General features: G+C 45.6%; 20 protein-coding genes. 8 read left to right on the forward strand and 12 right to left on the reverse strand.

Annotation, left to right across the window (positions count from 1 at the left end; genetic code table 11):
• Nucleotides 1-108 precede the first annotated feature (108 nt).
• Both JQC93_RS07280 and miaE read left to right on the forward strand, forming a co-directional pair.
• Nucleotides 109-873: a DNA repair protein gene (locus tag JQC93_RS07280; RefSeq protein ID WP_205157798.1), complete on the forward strand. Its 765-nt coding sequence runs from the start codon at nucleotides 109-111 to the stop codon at nucleotides 871-873.
• Between the two features lie 105 nt (nucleotides 874-978).
• Nucleotides 979-1,746 carry a tRNA isopentenyl-2-thiomethyl-A-37 hydroxylase MiaE gene (gene miaE, locus JQC93_RS07285; protein ID WP_205157799.1) on the forward strand — a complete coding sequence of 256 codons (768 nt, stop codon included), beginning with the start codon at nucleotides 979-981 and terminating at the stop codon, nucleotides 1,744-1,746.
• A gap of 48 nt (nucleotides 1,747-1,794) precedes the next feature.
• Here miaE and pyrF read toward each other — a convergent pair whose 3' ends face one another.
• The 6 genes from pyrF to cmk all read right to left on the reverse strand — a co-directional run bounded on the left by pyrF (nucleotide 1,795) and on the right by cmk (nucleotide 7,263).
• A complete protein-coding gene (pyrF, locus tag JQC93_RS07290) occupies nucleotides 1,795-2,496 on the reverse strand; it encodes an orotidine-5'-phosphate decarboxylase (RefSeq protein ID WP_205157800.1) in 702 nt (233 codons plus the stop codon).
• A 32-nt stretch (nucleotides 2,497-2,528) separates the two neighbouring features.
• Entirely contained in the window at nucleotides 2,529-3,710 is a 1,182-nt protein-coding gene (gene lapB / locus JQC93_RS07295; RefSeq protein WP_205157801.1) for a lipopolysaccharide assembly protein LapB, read from the reverse strand.
• A 14-nt stretch (nucleotides 3,711-3,724) separates the two neighbouring features.
• A complete protein-coding gene (locus JQC93_RS07300) occupies nucleotides 3,725-4,003 on the reverse strand; it encodes a LapA family protein (protein WP_205157802.1) in 279 nt (92 codons plus the stop codon).
• Between the two features lie 250 nt (nucleotides 4,004-4,253).
• Nucleotides 4,254-4,556: an integration host factor subunit beta gene (gene ihfB / locus JQC93_RS07305; RefSeq protein WP_328833539.1), complete on the reverse strand. Its 303-nt coding sequence runs from the start codon at nucleotides 4,554-4,556 to the stop codon at nucleotides 4,254-4,256.
• A gap of 235 nt (nucleotides 4,557-4,791) precedes the next feature.
• Nucleotides 4,792-6,462: a 30S ribosomal protein S1 gene (rpsA, locus tag JQC93_RS07310; RefSeq protein WP_205157804.1), complete on the reverse strand. Its 1,671-nt coding sequence runs from the start codon at nucleotides 6,460-6,462 to the stop codon at nucleotides 4,792-4,794.
• 123 nt (nucleotides 6,463-6,585) lie between these two features.
• Nucleotides 6,586-7,263 carry a (d)CMP kinase gene (cmk, locus tag JQC93_RS07315; RefSeq protein ID WP_205157805.1) on the reverse strand — a complete coding sequence of 226 codons (678 nt, stop codon included), beginning with the start codon at nucleotides 7,261-7,263 and terminating at the stop codon, nucleotides 6,586-6,588.
• A gap of 178 nt (nucleotides 7,264-7,441) precedes the next feature.
• Between cmk and JQC93_RS07320 the strand changes: the two genes are divergently transcribed.
• The 3 genes from JQC93_RS07320 (at nucleotide 7,442) to JQC93_RS07330 (ending at nucleotide 9,977) form a co-directional block, all read left to right on the forward strand.
• Complete coding sequence (locus JQC93_RS07320; protein WP_205157806.1) at nucleotides 7,442-8,473, forward strand: polysaccharide lyase family 7 protein; 1,032 nt, start codon at nucleotides 7,442-7,444, stop codon at nucleotides 8,471-8,473.
• A 337-nt stretch (nucleotides 8,474-8,810) separates the two neighbouring features.
• Nucleotides 8,811-9,098, forward strand: a complete 288-nt coding sequence (locus JQC93_RS07325) for a hypothetical protein (protein ID WP_205157807.1) — start codon at nucleotides 8,811-8,813, stop codon at nucleotides 9,096-9,098.
• Between the two features lie 15 nt (nucleotides 9,099-9,113).
• Nucleotides 9,114-9,977 carry a hypothetical protein gene (locus JQC93_RS07330; protein WP_205157808.1) on the forward strand — a complete coding sequence of 288 codons (864 nt, stop codon included), beginning with the start codon at nucleotides 9,114-9,116 and terminating at the stop codon, nucleotides 9,975-9,977.
• 106 nt (nucleotides 9,978-10,083) lie between these two features.
• Here JQC93_RS07330 and sohB read toward each other — a convergent pair whose 3' ends face one another.
• Entirely contained in the window at nucleotides 10,084-11,142 is a 1,059-nt protein-coding gene (gene sohB / locus JQC93_RS07335) for a protease SohB (RefSeq protein ID WP_205157809.1), read from the reverse strand.
• 76 nt (nucleotides 11,143-11,218) lie between these two features.
• Here sohB and JQC93_RS07340 point away from each other — a divergent pair, with 76 nt between their 5' ends.
• Both JQC93_RS07340 and JQC93_RS07345 read left to right on the forward strand, forming a co-directional pair.
• A complete protein-coding gene (locus tag JQC93_RS07340; RefSeq protein WP_205157810.1) occupies nucleotides 11,219-11,962 on the forward strand; it encodes a YciK family oxidoreductase in 744 nt (247 codons plus the stop codon).
• Nucleotides 11,963-12,029: 67 nt separating this feature from the next.
• Nucleotides 12,030-12,713, forward strand: a complete 684-nt coding sequence (locus JQC93_RS07345; protein ID WP_205157811.1) for an SDR family oxidoreductase — start codon at nucleotides 12,030-12,032, stop codon at nucleotides 12,711-12,713.
• A gap of 19 nt (nucleotides 12,714-12,732) precedes the next feature.
• Here JQC93_RS07345 and JQC93_RS07350 read toward each other — a convergent pair whose 3' ends face one another.
• From JQC93_RS07350 to JQC93_RS07360, 3 genes are all read right to left on the reverse strand, one after another.
• Nucleotides 12,733-14,673: a DNA topoisomerase III gene (locus JQC93_RS07350; RefSeq protein WP_205157812.1), complete on the reverse strand. Its 1,941-nt coding sequence runs from the start codon at nucleotides 14,671-14,673 to the stop codon at nucleotides 12,733-12,735.
• Between the two features lie 58 nt (nucleotides 14,674-14,731).
• The gene (locus JQC93_RS07355; RefSeq protein WP_205157813.1) at nucleotides 14,732-15,280 is read right to left on the reverse strand and encodes an NAD(P)H nitroreductase; all 549 of its coding nucleotides are present in this window, start codon (nucleotides 15,278-15,280) and stop codon (nucleotides 14,732-14,734) included.
• 76 nt (nucleotides 15,281-15,356) lie between these two features.
• Nucleotides 15,357-17,372: an NADPH-dependent 2,4-dienoyl-CoA reductase gene (locus JQC93_RS07360; RefSeq protein ID WP_205157814.1), complete on the reverse strand. Its 2,016-nt coding sequence runs from the start codon at nucleotides 17,370-17,372 to the stop codon at nucleotides 15,357-15,359.
• A 258-nt stretch (nucleotides 17,373-17,630) separates the two neighbouring features.
• On the opposite strand from JQC93_RS07360, the gene sppA reads away from it, so the two are divergent.
• Complete coding sequence (sppA, locus tag JQC93_RS07365) at nucleotides 17,631-19,493, forward strand: signal peptide peptidase SppA (protein ID WP_205157815.1); 1,863 nt, start codon at nucleotides 17,631-17,633, stop codon at nucleotides 19,491-19,493.
• A gap of 116 nt (nucleotides 19,494-19,609) precedes the next feature.
• Here sppA and JQC93_RS07370 read toward each other — a convergent pair whose 3' ends face one another.
• Both JQC93_RS07370 and JQC93_RS07375 read right to left on the reverse strand, forming a co-directional pair.
• Complete coding sequence (locus JQC93_RS07370) at nucleotides 19,610-22,711, reverse strand: efflux RND transporter permease subunit (protein ID WP_205157816.1); 3,102 nt, start codon at nucleotides 22,709-22,711, stop codon at nucleotides 19,610-19,612.
• Complete coding sequence (locus JQC93_RS07375) at nucleotides 22,698-23,804, reverse strand: efflux RND transporter periplasmic adaptor subunit (RefSeq protein WP_205157817.1); 1,107 nt, start codon at nucleotides 23,802-23,804, stop codon at nucleotides 22,698-22,700. Before JQC93_RS07375 ends, JQC93_RS07370 begins: the two co-directional genes overlap by 14 nt.
• Between the last annotated feature and the right edge of the window lie 89 nt (nucleotides 23,805-23,893).

The following is a 23,893-nucleotide window of genomic DNA, read 5'->3' on the forward strand; positions in this document are numbered from 1 at the left end:
CCATTTCAAACAAAATCAACGCGTTTTGAGGCAATTATACTGTTACCTTAACCTAACATCAGTTATTCTACCCTATTAGCACATTGTACGGATAAACGGCGCTTTGTTATGAATATGGGATTGATCATCGCTCTGGTTGCGGTGCTACTGGTACTGGTGATTGCATACAACATTATGCTCCAATACCGCGTTAAAGCAGAAAACTTGAAAAAGCAGGAGTTTGCTAAACAAAACGCCGTCATTGAAGCGACCGAAGAGTTAATCGGTAATGCACACCACCTGCCGTACAGCAAGGAGCTGCTAAGCGTTTTAAACAATCGCATACTCTACGCACTTAAGGCGATGTCGGAAGTCGACAATAGCCCTGCATTAAAGCAACGTATTGCTAATACTCAACAGCAAATAGAAAAGCTCAATAAGCTAACTGGAAATGAAGAGTCCACCACCTTTAAATCTCCAAGTAACGATAAACAAGCCTTATCTATGCTTAAGCTGGTGAAGCGTTTACGCGATATTGTGAAAAGCGAACACAATAAAGGCCGAATGGACACGCAAACTTTCGTAAACGAGAACGCTCGACTCGAGTCGATGCAAATGCGAATCCACATAGAAAACTTAACCAAGCGTGCTAAAGAATCTTTAATGCGCGGGCAAGCCGGTACTGCGCGGCAATTACTACAAAAAGGTATCGATGCGCTCGCGTCTAAAAATGACGCATACTCAAATGGCGCTTCCCAAAAATTGCAGGCGCTACTGGCCGAGCTTGATAAGCGACAGCAAGATAAACAAGCTGAACAAATGCAGGCAATTGAAGACCGTGAAAAAGAGAGCGACATTGACGCACTTTTTGGCGGCGAAAAGAAGAAGTGGTAAACTGCTTATCCCAAAAACTGGCCGCAATCGCGGCTTTTTTTATATAGACCTATTTTTATGTATACCTTTTTAATGTAGACCTTTTTAATGTAGACACTGTGCACTATGAACTCATATCAATCACTCCTCGATCCCATTCATGACTTTCTGCATTGCGAAACACCACTCGCATGGATTGATAAAGCCAAACAACCTGAGAATCTACCGATAATTCTCAATGACCATCTACTGTGTGAGCTTAAAGCAGGGCAGTCTGCCATGTACCTGCTGAGAAAATACGCTGTAGATAAGAGCAGTTGCAACGACTTACTGTCTTGGTTTACACCCTACGAAGACTTTGCCTATCGGTACATTGGGGACTTAACTACGTTAAAAGGCAAAAATGCACTAAGTAAAAATATAGTGGCGAAAAACAACTCACCCTATAGCCAAGACCTTATCGATAAGATGGTATTGTTGATTAAGGAAGAACTTCATCACTTCTACCAAGTGCTCGAGATCCTAGAGCAGAGAAATATTCCATACAGCAATGTCCCAGCGAGTCGCTACGCTAAAGGGATGCTTTCCCATGTGCGTACTTACGAACCACAAACATTAGTCGACAAGTTGATTATTGGAGCTTACATCGAAGCACGTTCTTGCGAGCGTTTTGCCGCTCTAGCACCACATATGGATGAAGATATTAAGCAGTTTTATGTATCACTACTTCGTTCAGAAGCGCGGCACTATCAGGACTATTTGAGCTTAGCTCAACAGATATCGCCAGAGGATATTACGGAGCGTGTGGTATTTTTTGGAAAGGTCGAAGCTGAGCTTATTTCGACAAAGGATACCGATTTTAAGTTTCACAGCGGTTCGCCAGTAAGCGAATAATGTTCATGTAAATTGGCCACATCGAAAAGAGATGTGGCCAATTGATTGTTAACCGTTAGCTAAGCTGCTATTGATATCCGCTAGCACTTGCGCAGGCGACGCTGCCTGGGTAATTGGACGACCAATCACTAGGTAATCAGAGCCTGCCTTAATCGCTTCTACCGGCGTCATAATGCGCTTTTGGTCACCTGCTGCCGAGCCTGCTGGTCGAATGCCTGGAGTAACCAGTGCAAAGTCTTGACCGAGTTCAGCTTTAAGCAGTGACGACTCCTGAGCTGAGCACACCACCCCGTCCAGCCCTGAATGTTGTGTCAATTTTGCTAAACGCATCACTTGCTCTTGAGGGCTCGCTGAAATGCCTGTGCCGGCTAGATCTGATTGCTCCATACTGGTCAGCACGGTTACACCGATTAGTAGTGGTCGATCTTTACCATATGGCTCGATAATTTCACGAGCAGCGGTCATCATTTTTTCACCGCCAACAGCATGAACGTTGACCATCCATACGCCCAACTCAGCGGCTGCTCGCACCGCTTTTGAGCAAGTATTAGGGATATCGTGGAACTTTAAATCTAGAAAAACACTGAACCCTCGAGCGTGCAACTGCTTTACAAACTCTGGACCAAATAACGTAAACATCTCTTTACCGACTTTCAATCGGCAACAACTTGGATCGATCTTATCCACAAACGCCAATGCATCTGCCTGGTTCTCATAATCTAATGCCACAATTACTTTTTGATCGATCATCGTTTCTCCTGGTTAAATCTTCTTGGTTTGAGTTACTCGCCGTCTAACCCGCGAATCGGTTTAATGGTGCCCCAGTTCTTACACGAAGGGCAATGCCAATGAGAGGCATGCGTCGAAAAGCCGCAATGACGACAGCGAAAGTGTGGTTTCACTTTAAGCTGCTCGCCTACCAACTTTTGGATGGTTTGCAAGCTTGCTTTTGCTCTGCCCTCTTCGGCCTCTTGAATATGGTAATCGATAAGCCTATAAAAGCCTTTCATGGTCGGATTCTTAATTAGCCGCCCCGTTAATAAATACTGCGCTTCTGCCGCACCTTCATGTTGCGCTACGATTTGCGCCAACATCAGCTCTACCGATGCCCCGCCACCTTGTTCTGTACAGCGCTTAAGGAATCGAACCAATCCCGCTTCATTATCTGTATGGTAGTAACAATCTGCGAGATTAGGTAAGACCTCAGAAACAAAGTCTGGGTCTTGGTCTAAGACATTTTCAAAGTGCGTTATTGCTTGTTTGTAATTTTCGTCACTGAGGAAAATTTTGCCCAATTCTATATTTGCGCGGGTACATCTAGCATCAGCCGAAATGGCCTTTTTATAGAATTGAATGGCTTTTGGTGTATTGGTTGCCGACTGTTCAATCACAGCCAGCTCACACCAATAGTGAGAAATTGAGCGAGATGTGGAACGTTTGGTACTGCGCTTACCGTATTTTTGCAGTTGCTGCGCGTAATCAATGGCTTTTGACCATTCACGGGTTTGCTGATAAATCGCCACCAATTGTGTGAGTGCTGGCTCTCGGTGTGCCGGCTCTTCAACCAGCTGTTCAAAAATTCTTTCTGCGCGGTCTAGAAAGCCAGACGCCATGTAGTCTTTCGCCAACTGTTGCAAAGCGATATTTTTTTGCTCTAACGTTAACCCAGAACGAGAAATCAGGTTTTGGTGTATTCGTATTGCTCGGTCTACTTCACCGCGAGAGCGAAACAAGTTACCGAGTGCCAAGTGGGTGTCGATGGTTTCTTTATCGACTTGCAACAGTTCGATAAAGTGATCAACCGCCTGGTCGGACTGCTCAGACAACAGTAAGTTAAGCCCGCGGACATATTGCTGCGAAATTTGGTTGGAATGCTCCTGCCTTTTTTGACTGGCACTACGATAGCCCATATACCACCCGTAGGCAGCAGCTATCGGCAGTAGCAGAAACAGAAGCTCTAACATGAAGGAGTTCTTACCTAACCTTTGGCCTTAGTTAACTCGGTACCATCACCCTGAAGCTTTTTCAGTTGACGCGATAGCTTGCGGTTGGCCAGTTTTTGCGTAAATAACATCGAGCCAAAAATCGCCCATGCAAATAAAAAGGCAACTAAAAAAACTAGACCTAATAGAGTCGATAGATGAAACTCGCCTTGAGCAAGCAAATAGTTGAAGTTTACGATCTCTTGGTTTTGGGCACCCAATGCCAAGGCGATGACAAACAATATCAATACTAAAACTATTTTGAGTATTTTCACGCTGTTATTCCTTTACTAGGCTATTTTGAACATTATGCAATAGTTTACCACTGCACACCAAATCTATTGCTACCTTTCGCGTCAGATGGCTGTAAATTAGTGTATTTACGCCGTTTATTCGCATAGTACGACATCATTTATCAACACATTGAACGAACGAATACGTGGTGAACAATTAAAAAGGCCAACATAATGTTGGCCTTTGTTAACGTCCTAAATGACGATTTGACGTCTATGTATGCTTTGGTAGTTACAGAGTTTCGTTAACTCGCTCACGCAACTCTTTGCCTGGTTTAAAGTGAGGTACGTATTTCCCTTCTAGAGTGACTTTCTCACCTGTTTTCGGGTTACGCCCAACACGGGGTTCGCGGAAATGCAGAGAGAAACTGCCAAAGCCGCGAACTTCGATACGGTCACCCTCTTCCAGAGTAGTCGCCATATGCTCTAAAATTTCTTTGACCGCGTCCTCGATCTCTTTTGCTGAAAGATGCGTTTGTTTTGCGCATAGTCTTTCTATTAGCTCAGATTTTGTCATTGTTTCCTCGTACACTATTCTTTTATATAGAGTTATTTAATTAATACGCCAAGATCGCCAATTAGTCAAAGAGTAGTTACTAGCTTTTAGTCTAATAAGAAATCAAATTGTCATATTGAGGGGAATTTTAGGAAAGTGTAGCAGCCACAGCGAGTTAGGTGCAAATTTCTAGTCAATTTAACGATATTGAGTTCATTAAATACAAAAAAGGAGCCTTTCGGCTCCTTTTTACTAATAGACAGTTAAGTCAATCTTAGCTTTTGTTCGCAGCTTTGAAAGCGTCAGCCATTGCGTTACCGAACGAAGCTTCATCTTGCTTGTTCAGTGAAGCCATTGCTTCTTGCTCTTCAGCTTCGTCTTTCGCTTTGATAGACAGGTTGATTACGCGGTTCTTACGGTCAACACCGGTGAACTTCGCTTCAACTTTGTCGCCAGCGCTTAGGATTAGAGAAGCGTCTTCTACACGGTCACGAGCGATTTCAGATACACGGATGTAACCTTCAACGCCTTCAGCGATCTCTACAGTTGCGCCTTTAGCGTCAACAGCAGTGATAGTACCGTTTACTAGAGTACCTTTCTTAGTATCAGCTACGAAGCTGTTGAACGGGTCGTTTTCCATTTGCTTAACGCCAAGAGAAATACGCTCACGCTCTGCATCTACTGCAAGTACAACTGCAGAGATTTCATCGCCTTTCTTGAAGTCACGTACGGCTTCTTCGCCTGCAACGTTCCAAGAGATGTCAGATAGGTGTACTAGACCGTCGATGCCACCTTCAAGACCGATGAAGATACCGAAGTCAGTGATTGACTTGATCTTACCAGTAACTTGATCGCCTTTAGCTTGCGCTTCAGCGAATGATTGCCATGGGTTAGCTTTACATTGCTTAAGACCTAGAGAAATACGACGACGTTCTTCGTCAATCTCAAGAACCATAACTTCAACTTCGTCGCCAACATTCACAACTTTAGAAGGGTGGATGTTCTTGTTAGTCCAATCCATTTCAGAAACGTGTACTAGACCTTCAACGCCTTCTTCGATTTCAACGAAGCAACCGTAGTCAGTTAGGTTAGTAACACGGCCAGAAAGCTTGTGACCTTCTGGGTAACGCTTAGCGATTGCTACCCATGGATCTTCGCCAAGTTGCTTAAGACCTAGTGAAACGCGAGTACGCTCACGGTCAAACTTAAGAACTTTAACTTGGATCTCATCACCAACGTTTACGATCTCAGATGGGTGCTTAACACGCTTCCAAGCCATATCAGTGATGTGAAGTAGGCCGTCTACACCGCCAAGGTCAACGAACGCACCGTAGTCAGTAAGGTTCTTAACGATACCTTTAACTTCGCTGCCTTCTTGTAGAGTTTCAAGAAGCTCATCACGCTCAACACTGTTTTCAGATTCGATAACAGCACGACGAGAAACAACAACGTTGTTGCGCTTCTGGTCTAGCTTGATAACTTTGAACTCTAGCTCTTTGTTTTCTAGGTGAGCAGTGTCACGGATAGGGCGAACGTCAACAAGAGAACCAGGTAGGAATGCACGGATACCGTTAAGTTCTACAGTGAAACCACCTTTAACTTTACCGTTGATGATACCAACAACAGTTTCAGCTTCTTCGTATGCTTTTTCAAGTACGATCCAAGCTTCGTGACGCTTCGCTTTCTCACGAGAAAGTTGAGTCTCACCGAAACCATCTTCAACAGCGTCAAGAGCAACATCTACTTCTGAACCAACTTCAACTTCAAGTTCGCCTGCAGCGTTCTTGAATTGTTCAGCAGGAATAGCAGATTCTGACTTAAGACCAGCGTCTACAAGTACAAAGCCGTTTTCGATAGCAACAACAGTACCTTTAACGATAGTACCTTGTTGGAATTCAGTTTCAGATAGAAACTCTTCAAAGAGTTGAGCAAAAGATTCAGTCATTATTTGATCTTCATAGTTTAAGTCTCCACGGCCATCCTAGCTCGTGGGGGTTGATAAAATCGCCGGTCATCATCCTTGGGACCTGCGGCCTATATGCCTTAACCCCTTTCTTCAAGGTAATAGCTAAGACAACTTAGATTCGATAAATTTGTAGGCTTTTCCTACCACTTCCTCAATAGAAAGCTCTGTAGAATCAAGCACTAAAGCGTCATCCGCAGGACGTAATGGCGCCACCGCTCGGTTGCGGTCGCGGTAGTCACGTTCTGTGATCTCGCTCAAAAGGTGGTCAATATTAACCTCTAACCCCTTAGCATGCAACTGATTATAGCGTCGCTGAGCGCGCTCTTCAGCGCTAGCATCCAAAAAGATTTTTGCTTCAGCATTAGGGAACACTATTGTGCCCATATCACGGCCGTCGGCAACAAGGCCCGGCTCAGCGCTAAAGGCGCGTTGACGGCGTAATAAGGCTTCGCGAACTCGAGGCAAAGCAGCCACTTTTGACGCTGCCATACCCGTCTCTTCTTTACGTAATTCGTCCGAGACATTTTCGCCTTCAAGGATCACTCTAACTAAGTCTCCTTCAGCGATAAATTGAACATCTAAGTGAGTCGCAATTGGTACAAGAGCGTCTTCGGATTCTAAATCCACACCATGATGTAATGCTGCCAAAGCCAAAACGCGATAAATCGCGCCAGAGTCTAGCAGATGATAACCTAGTTTATTAGCCAACAGCATGCACAGAGTGCCTTTGCCTGCACCACTTGGGCCGTCAACAGTGACGACAGGGTACGGTTGAGTCATGTATCACTCCAGATAGTTATTATGCTTAGAGGAAATCCTCTAAATTTTGGCGCGGATTATACAGGAAGCTGCATAGATACAAAAGCCATTAAACCTTACTCAAAATTTGCAAACCGCTAACCTTGCCAATTTGTAATACAATATTATCAAGGATCATTCACTACTGAAGAATCACAACATGAACACTTATCCACTCTTTGCGGTTACTCTTCTCACCTCTAGCCTCGCCTATGCCAATTCTGACTCAATTTCTCATTTACAATTAGACGCCACTGTTTCTCCAGCACACAATTTCGATCTGTCAAAATGGAAAATTAACTTACCAGAGCTCGAAACTGAAGGTTCTAGAAAAGGCAAAACTGTAGAGATAAATAAGCACCAACTCTCTAGTACTAACGAATCTTACTCTCACCCAAAGTGGTTCTATACCGATCCGCAAACAGGGGCCATGACGTTTGTCGCACCTAATGATGCACCGACCACGCCCAATAGTAGTAATACGCGCAGTGAATTGCGCGCTATGTTGGGCGACAAAGCGCACTCACCAAGCAACAACTTTGCTATCGCAACCCATAACAATGCGGACGAGTTTGCGGCTATTGGGGGTCAAATGAGCGCAACTCTCTCGGTGGATAATGTTAGTACCAGTGGCAAGCATTCACACAACGGTGCTTTTAGTGTAGTGATCGGCCAAATCCATGGTTCGCATAACGAACCACTAAAAATCTCTTATCGTAAGTTGCCAGAGCACGAATTTGGTTCGTTAGTATGGGCCTATGAGCTAAACCCAAGCCCAGAGCAACAAGATGCGGTTGATGACAAAGGCAAAAAGCTTCGTCAGGACATTCGTCACAATGTGTTTGGGCAATTCGACCTGCGCCGAGGTGATGAGGACCCTATTGATGGTATTAAACTTGGTGAAGTATTCAGCTATGACGTCAATGTTGAAGGCACAATCATGACACTCACATTCGTCAAGCACCCTAATACGCCCAAAGCAGAAACTAAAACTTACCAAGTTGATTTAGCCGAGGGCAACTATCAGGATCACGAAGTCGATCTTGGGTATGGTCAAGATTGGATGTATTACAAAGCGGGTGCTTACAACCAATGCAACACCAAAGCATCGAGCACAGCCTGTGAGTGGCGTGGCATGGATGCGGGTGATTTTGTAAAGGTAAGGTTTTACGAGTTGGAACTAAACCAATAACTGCAAGTTACCTCATTGTTCAATCCAATTACGCTCACACAGCAAGTCTACTGCGCAGCAGTTACGTTTTTAGGTAACTACTGCCAGTGTAACCCTCACACACAATTAGTAACAATTCTCATTCCCCTCACTCGTCTCTAGCTGAATCGGCTTAAACGCTAAGCTCCACACTACATTTACAACAATAAATGCATTAGAAACAAATACTTACAACTTTTCTTGGTAAGTGTTTGTTTTGTGAGTAAAAACTCAACTCTAAAACCCAATAATTGATTTTACAGTCTTGTATACCCTTAAATGCATATGGTGCATTACGCACTACAAAAAAGGGATAGAAATGAAAAGGATCAGTTTAGGCATATTCATTGTGTTGTTAACTGGTTGTGGTGGCTCGGACAGTGGAAAAGAGCAAGACGAGAGTCAGGCTTCTTTTACTCAGGGGGATTTAAAAAAGAACCCTGAAATCATTGTCGATCAAGAGACAGGAATGACGCTTGAACAGATAACTGTTTCAAGCGACGAGACGACAACCGTAACACTCAAAAATAATGAAGTATTTTCTTTAACCAGTAGCGAATCAAAAGCCGAAGCTCTGGTTATTAAGGGATCATTAACAATTAAATAAATGGAATTATTGACTATGAATAAAAAATTAACTTTGGTTGCGCTAGCGTCACTATTCAGCATGCCCGTAATGGCTAACAATGCGGTGCTCAACGTTGAGGGGCAGATTCAAATAAATGGTACGACTGTTATCGGTGCTGATGGAAAAGTTGCTTCAAGTGCGCTGCCTAGCACTACCGGTGGTAACACCATTGAGTTGGATAAGTATTCAAAAAACTTAGGCCTATACACATACGTATCTACACAAACTCGTCATATGAGTGATATGGATGGCAATTATTGGACAGTTGAGCATGTTTGTACTGAAGTAGAAACCCTCTCAAGCTTTACACAAGGTAGCTATGAAGAAATTTGTACTGAAGACGGTGTAGAAGTCGCGAGATACACTGGTTCATGGATAGACAACCTAGATGGTACTGAGACTTACAGTTGGACGTACTTCAACGGCCAAAATAATGTTACGGAAACTCGAACTGTAAGAATAGACGAGCTAACCAACTACCCAAGTTTCGTTAATGCCGGTGCAAAATACCTTGAAGCTAGTACGGAAACTATCATTGAAACTGATTCATCTTGGGACGACGTTGGAGAGACCTACAAAAACTTAAATTCAATTGTAATTTTCACGACGCTTCCTTCACACAATGACTTTGCCGATTGCGTAGTGTATGAACGAGGGAACTACTATGACTATGTAATTGAGGGGGCGGTTAATGTTAGATGCCAAGGTGTTGGAGATGTCGAAAACTTAACCTATAACGGCGGTTACAAACTTGTGGATTACACCCCACACGCTGCCGCTAGATCTAGTAATAACGTTCAAAAAGCCTATTCGGCGAAAGATTTGATCAAATCTAAGATTCGACAAGCTACTAAGTAGTTTAGTGCCATTTATGGGTTAATCACCCCATAGTGTTATGTCAGTAAGTTTCTTGGGTCGCGCTTTGTTGCAAGACCCAAGATATTAAACCAAGGCTGTAAATATCTTAAACGATCGGCTTTTGCCCACGTTCAATCAACTTAAGCAGCGAGCGATCAACTAATTGAGCGCCGCCACCGGCCACTTTATCGGCCAGCTTTTTCTTCTCGACATAGTGAACCGCTAATACTGTCTTATCTTTACAGGCTTCTATCACCACATCGTCAGAGGTTGTGATGTCGTCCACCAGCCCTAGATCTTTTGCTTGTGTACCAAACCAATGCTCACCTGTTGCGACTTTATCTAATTCAAGATCAGGTCGGCGCTGCGCGATAAAGTCTTTAAACAAGCCGTGAGTCTCTTCAAGCTCTTGCTTGAATTTATCTCTGGCTTTATCGGTGTTTTCACCAAACATAGTCAGTGTTCGCTTATATTCACCTGCCGTCAGCTGCTCAAATTCAATGTCGTGTTTTTTGAGTAACTTATTGAAGTTTGGAAGCTGGGCAATAACACCAATGGAGCCCACAATGGCAAATGGGGCTGCGACAATTTTGTCTGCAACACAGGCCATCATGTATCCACCACTTGCCGCAACCTTATCGACAGAGATTGTTAACGGCAATTTTGCTGCCTTTATGCGATCGAGCTGAGACGAAGCCAATCCATACCCATGGACCATACCACCACCGGATTCCAATCGAACAAGGACTTCATCGCCCTCTCGTGCAACCGCTAAGATTGCGGTAATTTCTTCACGAAGGGGGGCCACCTCTTTAGCATCGATACTGCCTTTAAAGTCCAGCACAAAAAGGTGCGGTTTGCGTTTTTCGTCTAGTCCGCCGTCTTTGACCGCTTGCTTGATCTCTTTATCACGCGATTTTTGCTTCTCTTTTTCCGCTTTTTTATGAGCCTTGTCGCGCGCTTTAATAAACGATGCATCGTGCAGATGATGCTCCATCAGTTCGATGTTGGTCTTATACTGCTCCGATAAATTAGTGATTTTCAGGCTGCCCTTTTGACCGCCCTTTGAATTGACCGATTTAGCGATGACCATAATCACAATAATAGCGATGACAAAGGTCGCGATTTTGGCCAAAAATAGTCCATAGTCGAGCAAAAATTCCAATGTAGTATCCTCAGTAACTCAATTTGGTGTAAGGTATTGCACCGTCATAATACCGAAATAAACAAGGAAAAGTAGAGTGGATTATCAAGTTGAGCCCCAAGCCTTAAAAGACCACGTTATTTTAGTGACCGGAGCCGGTGCTGGAATTGGCAAACAAGCAGCTATGTCTTATGCAGAACATGGCGCAACAGTCATTTTACTTGGCAAGACGGTTAATAAGCTCGAGGCCACATTTGATGAGATCGTTGCTGCTGGCTTTCCTGAACCCGCGATCGTGCCTCTTGATCTAAAAGGTGCGTCTAAGCAGAATTATCTCGATATGGTCGACACCATAGAGCAAGAATACGGTCGTCTAGATGGGATTCTTCATAACGCAAGTTTGCTTGGCATGATCGGCCCATTTGAACATATTGAAGAAGACAGCTTTGATGACCTCATGCAGGTAAATGTAAAAGCCGAACTTCTTATGACCCAAGCTGCGCTGCCACTGCTGCGCAAAGCGCCTCAAGGACGTGTTGTGTTTACATCCTCCACTGTAGGCCATTCTGGACGTGCCTTATGGGGTGCTTACGCAATCTCAAAATTTGCCACCGAAGGAATGATGCAAGTGCTGGCCGATGAAATGTCCATTACTAACGTACGCATTAACGCGATCAATCCAGGAGCAACTCGCACTAACATGCGGGCTCAAGCCTACCCTGCGGAAGATGCAAATATGCTTAAAACCCCTTTAGAGCTTATGCCGTTATATCTATATTTAATGTCGGCAGAAAGCCAAGACATTAATGGGCAATGTATTGATGCTCAACCAAAACGCTAATTAAAAAGTGCCTGCAAAGGCGCTTTTTTACTCATTAGCGACCACTTTCTCATCACAAGGAGTTTCTATGCCAAAAGTACTTATTACAGGAGCAAACCGCGGGATTGGATTAGGGTTAGTTCAACAATACTTAAAAGATGGGTGGCGCGTTCATGCAACGGCGCGAGATTTTGAACAAGCAGGTGAACTCACCACGTTGTCAGCCAACCCGCAATTGTCACTGCATCAACTGGATGTCACCGACTATGCCGCCGTGGAGCGATTGGCAGAGGAGCTCAATGACATCGATCTGTTAATCAACAACGCAGGCTACTACGGCCCCAAAAATTATGGGCTAGGTCAAACGGACCAAAAAGAGTGGCGACATGTCTTTGAGGTCAATACGATTGCACCACTAAAGCTGGTTGAAGCGTTATTGCCAAACCTTTCAAGAGGCGAGCACAAAAAGATCGTCTGTATCAGTTCCAAAGTTGGCTCTATGCAAGAAAACACTTCCGGAGGCGGGTATATTTACCGGTCCTCGAAAGCAGCACTCAATTCGGTGGTTAAAAGTCTGTCGAATGATTTGTCTAAGGATGGGTTCACTGTGTTAGCGTTACACCCAGGTTGGGTTCGAACGAATATGGGCGGACCTAATGCACTGATTGACGTTGCACAATCCACCGTTGGTCTTTTTAATGTTATTGCGAATGCTGGCAGGAAGGACTCTGGACGCTTCTTAAACTATGACGGTACAGAGCTTCCTTGGTAAACAAACGAAGACAATGACGTCATGATCGTTTTCTATAGGTCGATCGCTTCTTTCTAAACGTGGCATTAGCCGGAGGTAAATTCCTGAGTGATTCAGGAATTGTGCCATTGCTGCTCTGATCAATAAGAGCCTGTAACGATTGGGTCAGCGGCAACATAAAGTGGCTATAAGATTCTTTCTTTTCCACAATATTTTGCAACTGATGCTCCCAATGTGCGGTCATGTCTGGAAAGGTTGACTGCTCTGGTAACGCACCAATTAATCCACGTCCGGCAGGTGTCGACAGCATCGATTTACCCTTGCGATTGATTAACCCTCGCTTTACCAGTAAATCGAGTATCCCTGCGCGGGTCGCTTCAGTGCCTAGCCCGTCTGTCTCGCGCAGAATCTTTTTCAGTTGAGTATCCTGCACAAATCGTGAAATGCCCGTCATTGCTTGCAGTAACGTCGCTTCGGTAAAATGCTTTGGCGGCTCTGTGAGTTTTTCTTTCAATTCACTACCAACACATAGATGAGCGCTACCCACGGATAATTTAGGAATAAACGCGCTCTCTGGCTCGTTAGATGCAGAGCTATTTTGGGGTTTTGATGCGCGCTCAAGTAGAGACCGCCATCCCGGGGACAACAGGGTTTTCCCTTTTGCAGTAAACTCGCCTCCTTCGATTTCAAACCCCAGTCGAGCTTCGGCGTACTCAGCGGCCGGATAAAACTGCATCAAGTACTGTCTCGCGATAAGCTGATACACATTAGCCTCATCTTTACCTAAAGTCGCACTTCTTAAAGACTTACTGGTTGGAATAATCGCGTGGTGCGCCTCGACCTTAGCGTCATTCCACGCTTTTGAACGCAGCGCGGTATTCGCACCTTGTACGGCGCTTTGAAGCGGCTGGCTATTATTGCTGATTGCGGAAAGTACGCTACTTGCTTCGCTAAAATGCCCTTTCGGTAAATAACGACAATCGGAACGAGGATAAGTGATTAACTTGTGTTTCTCATACAACCCCTGACAGGTATCGAGAACTTGCTGAGCACTCATGCCAAAGCGCTTGGACGCGTCAATTTGCAATGCTGATAACGAGTAAGGCAACGGTGCATTTTGCTTGCTGGTTTTGTGTTCAGTGAGTGTCACCGTCGCTGGCTGGTTGGCGATTTTTTTTGCCACATGCTCAACCAATTGACGGTTCAACACCCGCCCTTCTTCGTCTTGCCACGCTTCACAGGCTTTACTGGGCTTCCACTTAGCGATCACCGTACCACTTGGATTATCTACGGCAACATGCGCCTCAAGGGTGTAATAGGTTTTTGCCACAAAATTTTCTATTTCTTGGTCTCTTCGTACCACCAAACCCAAGACCGGAGTTTGCACACGGCCCACTGACAGCACACCTTGATAACCCGCTTTTTGACCAAGCAACGTATACGCACGTGTCATGTTCATCCCATAAAGCCAATCTGCGCGTGAGCGCGCTAAAGCCGACACCGATAGTGGTACAAACTCTTGATTGCTTTTAAGTTGCGATAGGGCTTTTTTGACTGCGCTTAAGTTTAAGTCACTGATGAGTAAACGAGAGATAGTCTGCTTTTTTGCTTTAGGCACTTTGCAATAATCGATCACTTCATCGACTAACAGCTGCCCTTCTCTGTCAGGGTCGCCTGCGTGAATGATTTCATTGCTGGATTTAATCAGCTTTTTCACGACCGTCAGTTGCTTTGAGGAGGTTTTTCGAGGCTTTAATATCCATTGGTCTGGAACAATGGGTAAGTCAGCACTGTTCCATTTTTTGTAGCGACTGTCATATTCATCTGGATCGGCCTGCTCTAATAAGTGTCCGATGCACCAAGTGACCACAGAACCATCTGCGCACTGGATATACCCATTTTGTTTTGAGTGCGGTTTTGGTAGCGCATCAGCAATCGCGCGACCAAGACTGGGTTTTTCTGCAATATAGAGTCGTGTCATAAAAAAGGCCTTCCATGTGGAAGGCCTATTATAATCAAATAACTGTGAATATATACAGCTACAAATAATCAACGAACTGACTGAGGTCACGCTCCGGCACTTTTAACGGCGTGCAACCCGCTGTTCCTAGATACAAAAAACCAACGATTTGATCGGTAGCGGCCAATTGTAATCCATCGTGCACGTGGCGACTGAACATCCACGGACCAGAGCGCCAAAACGCCTGAAAGCCTTGAGCAACGGCTGCCATTTGCATCGCATGGGCCGCGCAACCCGCCGACAAATGTTGCTCTAACGCAGGAACCTTAGGGTGCTCGGTGACTTTGGCAACCACAGTGATAACCATAGGTGCTCTAAATGGCGCTTTCGCAAGCTTTTCAATCACCTCTGGTTCGCTATTTTCAGCTTCAGCGGCGTCCACCAACACATTGGCCAATCTTTTAAGACCATCACCTTTAGCAATAATGAATTGCCAAGGGGTAAGGTTGCCATGATCGGGTGCGCGTAAGCCCGCACGCAATATGTTTTCTAGCGCCTCACCGTCGGGCGCGGGCTCGCTCAGTTTAGCAATTGAGCGACGATTAAGCAGTAAATCCAATCCTTCCATACAACGTCCATATTGGTGTGCCAACATGGTCAGCACAAACTAAGAATGATTTTCATTAACGTTATCACAGTTACGATTATATTTTAACTGCGATTTCCATCCCTTGACGAATTGCGCGTACTGCATCCAATTCACCAGCTTCTTTTGCGCCACCAATCACATGCAGTTTATCACCAAGCTCTGCCCATTGTGACTCAAACGGTCTCACCGACGTTTGACCCGCGCAGACAATCACAGAATCAGCGTCCAGTAGTCTATCTCCGGTTCCGTTCACAATATGCAAGCCTTGATCATCGACCTTCTTGTATTGCACGCCACCAATTAGGTTCACGCCGCGCTTTTCTAAGGTGCGCTTATGGATCCAGCCTGTGGTTTTACCTGGCCCTTTACCGACACGCCCTTTACGACGCTGCATGACCCAAACCGTAAGGTCTGTCTCTTCGTCAGGGAATGGGAACAAACCACCAGGATGTTCAATTTGCTTGTCGATGCCCCACTCGTGTAGCCAGTCATCTAGGTCATGGCCTTTAGGTTCAGTGAGCATGGTGGCAACATCTATGCCGATGCCGCCTGCACCCATAATGGCGACTTTATTACCTGTTGGTGTCTTTTCTCGGATCAACGTTTGATAGTCAATCACCTTATCACTGCCTTCAAGACCCTCTAAATTGACTTTACGAGGCTCAACGCCCGACGCCATGATCACTTCGTCATACTCTTTGAGCGTATCAAGAGTCGCCTCCGTATCGAGTTTAAGGTTCACCCCAGTCTCATCGAGCATGTTGGCAAAATAACGAATCGTTTCGCGGAACTCTTCTTTGCCTGGAATCTGCATCGCCAAGCGGAACTGGCCACCAATGCGATCGCTTTTTTCAAACAAGTCCACTTCATGGCCGCGCTCGGCAGCAGTGGTTGCCGCAGAGAGTCCAGCAGGACCTGCACCGATGACGGCGACTCGCTTCTTTTGAGTAACTTGGGTAATAGGGATTTCGGTTTCATAACAAGCGCGCGGGTTGACTAAACAGCTTGCGCGCTTTCCTTTAAACACATTGTCTAAGCACGCTTGGTTACACCCAATGCAGGTATTGATGAGATGCGACTGTTGGTTGGCCGCTTTATTCACAAAATCAGGATCAGCTAAAAATGGCCTTGCCATTGAAATCATATCGGACTTCCCGCTTGCCAATATCTCTTCCGCAACTTCAGGGGTATTAATACGGTTTGTTGCAATAACTGGTACATTGACATGGGGCTTTATTTTTTCGGTAACCCAAGAGAACGCGCCTCTTGGAACTTGCGTAGCGATGGTTGGGATTTTGGCTTCGTGCCAACCTATACCCGTATTGATAATGGTCGCGCCCGCATCTTCTAGCGCTTTAGCAAGGTAAATCACTTCGTCTAATGTGCTGCCTTCTTCTACAAGGTCCAACATCGATAAACGGAAAATAATAATAAACTCTTTTCCAGCCGCTTTACGCACAGATTTAACCACTTCTAGTGCCAAGCGGATGCGCTTTTTATAGGTACCGCCCCACTCGTCGTAACGCTTGTTGGTGCGTTGACAGATGAACTGGTTAATCAAATAGCCTTCTGAGCCCATAATCTCAACACCATCGTAACCCGCTAATTGCGCCAGTTGCGCACTATTTGCAAAAGCGTCGATGGTTTTTTTAATTTGTTTATCGCTCATTTCGCTAGGTGCAAAACGAGAAATGGGCGCTTTCATGCTAGACGCGCTTTGCGCAAATGGATGCATCGCATAACGACCTGCATGCAATAACTGTAAACAGATCTTCCCACCATTTTCATGCACCATCTCTGTGACCACTTGGTGCGCTTTAGCGTGTTTGGGCTTACTAAACTCGGCGCTTAGCGGGTGCAAGCGGCCACGTAAATTAGGGGAAAAACCTCCGGTAACAATCAGGCCGACACCGCCTCTTGCACGCTCAGCATAAAAGGCCGCCAGCTTTCCAAGCCCTTCTTTATGTTCTTCAAGTCCAGTATGCATTGACCCCATTAATACGCGGTTACGCAGTTGGGTAAATCCTAAATCCAGTGGCTCAAGTAGGTGTGGGTACATCGTTGTTTCCATCCATTTTTGGTATCAATTACTGTAATCCACTACTCACAACCACTGGCTAGAATTGGCTCAAGGGAATGCGGTTTGGAGTAGTCCATTACGCGTATTGTCATTATTATTCTGGTCTGACCACGATATCATTGTTGCTTCAAATTTCAAACAGTTGTTTACATAAATGCAACAAACATCAATCTACAGTTTGAATTATGAGAGCATTGACGTAGGATTGTTAAATCAAATCCTTGAATTCATACAGTTAAAGGGAATCGAATGATTAAGCTGTTCAAGTTTATCGGTAAAGTATTCAAGTTCTTACTGAACACTCTCAACATTATTCGGTTGCTGGTGGTTAACCTCTTCTTTTTATTTGTAATTGGGGTGCTTTACCACACCTTTATTCAATATCAACAAGATCCCACTGCGCAACCCATTGAAGACGTCACTCCCTCTGCATTGGTACTAAACCTATCTGGCCCCATCGTCGAGCAGCGCACCTACGTCAATCCAATGGACAGTCTCTCAGATTCGGTACTTGGTCGAGACATGCCAAAGGAAAATGTGCTGTTTGAAATTGCCGAGACCATTCGCCACGCGGCCGACGATGACAGCATCAGTGGATTGGTACTGGTGCTTAAGCAAATGCCCGAAACCAACCTCACCAAACTTCGTTATATTGCAAAAGCGATTAACGAATTTAAGGCATCTGGAAAACCGGTGTTTGCGTCCAGTGACTTTTACAATCAAAGCCAGTATTACTTAGCCAGCTATGCAGACAAAATCATGCTGGCACCCGATGGCGGCGTGCTACTCAAGGGCTACAGCAGTTACACTCTTTACTACAAAGAGTTATTGGAAAAGCTGGACGTCACTACCCACGTATTTCGTGTAGGCACCTACAAATCAGCGGTCGAACCGTTTTTGCGCACCGACATGTCTGATGAAGCAAAGCAGTCTGCGTCGCGCTGGTTAAGTCAACTCTGGGGCGCCTACGTTGATGATGTGGCCACCAATCGACAAATTGATGCTGAAGTTCTTAACCCTAGTATGGAAAGCTTCTTGGCCGATTTCGAAAGTGTCGGTGGAGATCTTGCTGCACTTGCTAAGAAGCTTGACCTTGTGGATATGCTCGCGACGAGAGATCAGCGATTAGCGGTTATGATAGATGCCTTTGGTAGCGACGATCACAACAGTTATAACCACGTTAGCTACTATAGCTACCTTAATCGCGTCAAAGTGCCACCACAGACGGCCGACAGTGACATTGCCATTGTGGTTGCGCGCGGTGCAATTATGGACGGCAAAGAGCAGCGTGGAAATGTGGGCGGCGACACGACGGCCGCACAACTTCGTGCAGCGCGCTTAGATGATGATGTTAAAGCGGTAGTACTTCGTGTAGATAGCCCAGGAGGTAGCGCGTTCGCCTCAGAAGTCATCCGCAACGAAGTGGTGTCGTTAAGAGCTGCTGGAAAACCAGTGGTAGTTTCCATGTCCAGCTTGGCGGCCTCTGGTGGCTATTGGATTTCGATGAACGCCGATAAAATTGTTGCTCAGCCTACAACACTGACTGGCTCTATCGGAATTTTCAGTGTGATCACTACCTTTGAAAACAGTTTCAAATCCTTAGGTATTCATACCGATGGTGTCGGCACCTCTCCATTTAGTGGTGCAGGCGTAGCGACGGGTCTAAACAAAGGTGCCCAAGCTGCCATGCAAATGGGCATTGAACATGGTTATGGACGATTTACAGGGCTGGTAGCAGATGCTCGTGATATGGACATTGCCGCTGTTGACGCCGTAGCGCAAGGCCGCGTATGGACAGGTGTTGATGCTAAAGAGCACGGACTAGTCGATGAAATTGGTGACTTTGACTTTGCCGTCGAACTTGCCGCTGAACTGGCAGAGCTTGATGAATACAACCTCAGTTGGGTCCAAGAACCGCTTACTCCAGCGCAGGAGTTTTTCCTACAGTTCTTTGGTGACGCCCAATCATGGCTAGGTGCAGATATTCAACAATGGATCCCTGCGGCATTGCTACCACAAGTGTCACAGATACAATCTGACCTCAGTTTGGTGAATCAGCTCAACGATCCGCGCGGCGTGTATGCGATGTGTTTAACCTGTAGCGTTGAATAACCGACTACCGGCTTAACTAGGGAGGGAGTGCAAATGCACTCCCTTTTTATTTGATAGTGCTCTAATACCAATCGAAGTCATTAAATGGTCAGATAATTGCTTTGATTCGTATTACATCAATTATTCACTAAGACATCGTTTACTGCTGGTCCGTTGTCCGGCCTTACTCTACTACGCGTCAGTATCACAAACCCTGCCGGTACAAAAAAGAATGAAACGATCGACGTCAAAACCGTCCCTCCTACAATGGCAATCGCAAACGGAGGCCAAAATCCTCCCCCAGCTAAAATGAGCGGCATAAAGCCACCAACCGTCGTGATGGTAGTCGAAACAATGTGCCTGGTGCACATCATCACCGCACCGACGATTGAGTCAATATCCCCAGCCATCGCGTTAGGCGTTGCTTTCAGTTCTGCCAAAATCACAATAGCGGCATTAATGGCTAATCCAATTACACCCAACATAGCAATGATTACGGTAAACCCAAAAGGATAGCCAAACACGTACACGGACAATATCGCTAAGCCACCTGCTAGCCCCGCCACCATAAAAATGAGTAAACTAAATCGAAATGAGTTAAAAGCCATTACCACCACAAGTATGGTTAACACAACCACCAGCATAATGTTGGAGACAAGACTATTTACTGACTCATTGCGCTGCGCAGACTCACCGCCAAATTCAATGTACACACTGGCCGGCAACGCTATGTCCTGCAATGCGCGTTGCACTTTTTGTTGCACCTCTTGTGGCAACGTATCAGCTTCTAAATAGGCTTCAATCGTATTGACCCTTTCTCCATTGCGGCGAGTAATTGCACCGTGGTTCGACGTTAAAGTGCGCGAACTTATCGACGAAAGACTCACACCGAGATGCTCTGACTCTGCTGTCAGAGGCAAAATTAAATTGCCTAGTTGCTCATCACTTTGCCTGAGCCCGTCAGCGATACGAACTCGAATCGGTACAGATTGAGCCCCTTCCACGACGTGGCCACTGTCTATACCCACTAACGTTGTCTGCAACCATTGACTCATCTGACTCATGGACCACTGGTTTAATTGCAAGGTACTTTGATCAAACTCTATGTGAACATCAGGGACTCCTGGCTGAAGCGTTTCGCGTGTGTGCGTAACGTGGTCTAAGCGCGATAGCATCAATCGAATATCTTCACCTATTAATTTGATTTGATGTAAGTCTTCGCCATAGATCCTTAATTCAATGGGAGCGGTAAACGGAGGCCCTTGTTCTAGCTTTCTGACTAATATCTGAGCCTCTGGGATCTCAGTGTTAAGTTGCTTTTGTAATGTCGGAATCAGGTGATTTGCGACTTCAACATCGACAACCTTTACCATGGCTTGCGCATAATAGGGTGCATCGCGAAGCGAGGATTGGAGATTGTAATAAAAAGAAGGAAAGCTGGCTCCAACCAACCAACTGACCTGCTCGACGCCCACATGTTGGTGTATTAAACGGTTTACTTCACGGGTTACTGTCTCAGTCGCTTCGATGCTGGTTTGAGTTGGCAAATAGAGCTGGACTTCAAACATATCGCGATCGGACGGTGGGAAAAACTGCTCGGTCAACTGAGTAAGGCTCCAATACCCTGTCATGGAGACCAGCGCCACACAGATGATGGCCGATTTAGGTTTCAAAACCGCAAATTGAATAGCTCTAGACATAGATTTAGAAAGGGCTTTGACTCGTAGTCCGTTAACATACCAGGTGTCAGACGAGGCTTTACCGGTTAGAAAGTGACAGGCAAGTCCGGCAATTATGGTGTGCGAAATGATATAAGACCCCACCAATGAAAAAGATACCGTCGCAGCGATGGCCCCAACAAACTCACCTGTTGCCCCCTGCATCAGCATAATAGGTGTAAAGGCCAAAACCGTTGTCAATGTTGAACCTAATAGTGGGATCGCAAGGTGACGAATCGCTAGACGCATTGCCTCCAATCGACCTTTTCCTTTATGGCGATAGGATTGAATGGTGTCGACCATCACAATGGCATTGTCCACCATGATCCCAAGGGCGACGATCAACCCCGTTACCGACATTTGATTAATGGGTAGCCCTGTCACTTTCATCATACTCAGGGTGAGCAGCGTCGTTAACGGAAGCGCTGCTGCCACCAATAGCGCAGCTCGATAGCCCAAGGTAACCAATAATACCGAGACAACTAACCCCAAACCTAACAGTAGACTTTGGACTAGATCGATTAGCCTTTGTTCTGTGTAGGGCTGCTGACTAAAAACAATTTCCAGCTCTATCTCTTGTGGCAGGGTCTGCTCAAATCGAGCTATTACTTGCTGTACATTGTTGGTCCAATGGTCAACACGTAATGATGGTTGCATACGAGCCGCGACCAATACACTGGTGTCACCATCAACCAATGCGAGCTCTGACGTTGGTGAACTCATTGTTCTTCGCACTGAGGCGATATCGCGTAACTCGACGGTATGGCCACTCTGATCTGAATGGACAATGATATTCCCTATGCTTTGCGCCGAATCAAGGTTTGAGTCCACTTCAATGCCGTAAACAGCGTGCGAATTAACTAACTGACCTGAGGCGATTTTGGTATCGCTGTTTGCGATTAAGCCAGACAGTGTTACTGGAGAATGCCCGAGCGCTGCAGCTTCAGCCAAATTAAGTTCCACGTTAATCTCTTCTTGGGGAATACCATAGGCGTCAACAAATTCCGTTCCTGGCTGCATTCTTAATCGCGTCGCTAACTCATTCGCGTAGCGGCCTAAAACTAATGGATTTATCTCACTATCACCTCGCCATTTTAGTGCCGCAATCGTGGTAAAAGCATAGGTTCGATCACTGTCTAAGTTGGGCGTCGACGCTTGGCTAGGTAGCTGTCGTTGAACATCTCTAAGTTTGTTTCTTGCTAATGTCCAGACCGGCTCTGGCTCTACTATTTCGTCATGCAGCTCGATCGTGATGATTGAGATGTTAGGGCGCGATGTTGAAGAGATGGTCTTAACCTCAGACAACTCGGACAATTTATTCTCGACGACTTCGGTGACGAGCTTTTCGACTCTTTCAGCGCTTGCTCCTGTGTAAGTGGTGGTGACTGTCGCAAAACGGTTGCTGATTAAAGGATCTTCAGCCCTTGGAAGGTCATTAACGGCAACCAAACCACTGACACAGAGTAATCCGCATAATAAAACTAATAACCTCGGGTTAGTGATAGCGCTATAAAAAGTCATCGTTTACCACCTTTTCGCTGGTGTTGATTGCCAGAACCTTCTGTCCGGCGACCACACGATGCAATCCTGTCGATATCACCTTTTCTTGGTCAAAGAGCTCACCATAGACATAGGCTTGGGTGCCGGTCACATGTTCAACTGTGACGGTTCTACGTTCAACCATCTCCACGTTGTTCACGACCAACACATTCCACAGTCCTTGTACACCACCTGAAAGAGCAGATATGGGTACCCAAGCGCCTGGCTGCTGGATAACCTGCGCAAGGCTGATGTGCGCCAACTCTTTTTCTAGCGTATGGCTGTTTTCGGGAAGCTGGTATCGCAAGCTCACAGTTCGTGAGTGTGCATCAAGATTTGGCGCGGCATTAAGTAGTGTGGCTGTCCACTCTTGCTCACCGACGGTAATGGTAATGGGCGATTGTTGTTTGGCTAAAGGTACGACACTAATAGGCACACCGATAACGACTTCCTGATGCGCGCTCGAGAGTAGAGTCATTGTCGACGCCCCTACATTCACTACATCACCCATTGACACATAACGCTGCGCAATCACACCATCATACGGGGCGTAGATGGTCGATTTTTTTAGCTTTAGCAGAGTATTATTAAGCGCTGCTTCTATGCGCGCCAATTTTGCTTTCAACACCAAGACTTGGCTATTGAGTGAATCTATTTCGGCGTCCGCACTAAACCCTTTTTGTTTTAGCTGTTTTTGCCTACGTAAGGTGGTATTGGTCAAAGCTAGTTGTGCTACAACTTCATCTTGCTGCGCTTTCAACTCCATGTTTTCGTTTTCAATAAACTGAGTGTCCAATTGAAGTAGTGGCGTATCTTTTTTAACGCTATCTCCAACGTCCGCATAAATAGCGGTGATTTTACCACCGAGTTCAAACCCTAAGGTTGCGCGCTGAGTTTGTCTCACCTGTCCCACATACTCTCGCTCTATCTCATAGTGAGGCATTGTCTTTACCGATATGGTTTCTACGGATATCGGTGTGGCTACTCGTTGTGATGAATTAGGCTGGGCTCCTTTACATCCAACAAGAGCAACTAATAAAACAATGAGGGGATAACTCGACAATAAACGCTTCATGATGGCTTCCTTTCCAAGGCGGATAACTACAAGTACCATAACTAGACTAGACGGTCTAGTTTGATTTTAGTAACATATCATTTCACCCA

The sequence above is a fragment of the Vibrio ulleungensis genome (assembly GCF_016900875.1).
Taxonomy (GTDB): domain Bacteria; phylum Pseudomonadota; class Gammaproteobacteria; order Enterobacterales; family Vibrionaceae; genus Vibrio; species Vibrio ulleungensis.

What these genes read in the sequence shown, in the direction of transcription:
- JQC93_RS07280 (WP_205157798.1), top strand. Translation starts at nt 109, where the DNA reads ATGAATATGGGATTGATCATCGCTCTGGTTGCGGTGCTACTGGTACTG.
- miaE (WP_205157799.1), top strand. Translation starts at nt 979, where the DNA reads ATGAACTCATATCAATCACTCCTCGATCCCATTCATGACTTTCTGCAT.
- pyrF (WP_205157800.1), bottom strand. Translation starts at nt 2,496, where the DNA reads ATGATCGATCAAAAAGTAATTGTGGCATTAGATTATGAGAACCAGGCA.
- lapB (WP_205157801.1), bottom strand. Translation starts at nt 3,710, where the DNA reads ATGTTAGAGCTTCTGTTTCTGCTACTGCCGATAGCTGCTGCCTACGGG.
- rpsA (WP_205157804.1), bottom strand. Translation starts at nt 6,462, where the DNA reads ATGACTGAATCTTTTGCTCAACTCTTTGAAGAGTTTCTATCTGAAACT.
- cmk (WP_205157805.1), bottom strand. Translation starts at nt 7,263, where the DNA reads ATGACTCAACCGTACCCTGTCGTCACTGTTGACGGCCCAAGTGGTGCA.
- JQC93_RS07320 (WP_205157806.1), top strand. Translation starts at nt 7,442, where the DNA reads ATGAACACTTATCCACTCTTTGCGGTTACTCTTCTCACCTCTAGCCTC.
- JQC93_RS07325 (WP_205157807.1), top strand. Translation starts at nt 8,811, where the DNA reads ATGAAAAGGATCAGTTTAGGCATATTCATTGTGTTGTTAACTGGTTGT.
- JQC93_RS07330 (WP_205157808.1), top strand. Translation starts at nt 9,114, where the DNA reads ATGAATAAAAAATTAACTTTGGTTGCGCTAGCGTCACTATTCAGCATG.
- JQC93_RS07345 (WP_205157811.1), top strand. Translation starts at nt 12,030, where the DNA reads ATGCCAAAAGTACTTATTACAGGAGCAAACCGCGGGATTGGATTAGGG.
- JQC93_RS07350 (WP_205157812.1), bottom strand. Translation starts at nt 14,673, where the DNA reads ATGACACGACTCTATATTGCAGAAAAACCCAGTCTTGGTCGCGCGATT.
- JQC93_RS07355 (WP_205157813.1), bottom strand. Translation starts at nt 15,280, where the DNA reads ATGGAAGGATTGGATTTACTGCTTAATCGTCGCTCAATTGCTAAACTG.
- JQC93_RS07360 (WP_205157814.1), bottom strand. Translation starts at nt 17,372, where the DNA reads ATGGAAACAACGATGTACCCACACCTACTTGAGCCACTGGATTTAGGA.
- sppA (WP_205157815.1), top strand. Translation starts at nt 17,631, where the DNA reads ATGATTAAGCTGTTCAAGTTTATCGGTAAAGTATTCAAGTTCTTACTG.
- JQC93_RS07370 (WP_205157816.1), bottom strand. Translation starts at nt 22,711, where the DNA reads ATGACTTTTTATAGCGCTATCACTAACCCGAGGTTATTAGTTTTATTA.
- JQC93_RS07375 (WP_205157817.1), bottom strand. Translation starts at nt 23,804, where the DNA reads ATGAAGCGTTTATTGTCGAGTTATCCCCTCATTGTTTTATTAGTTGCT.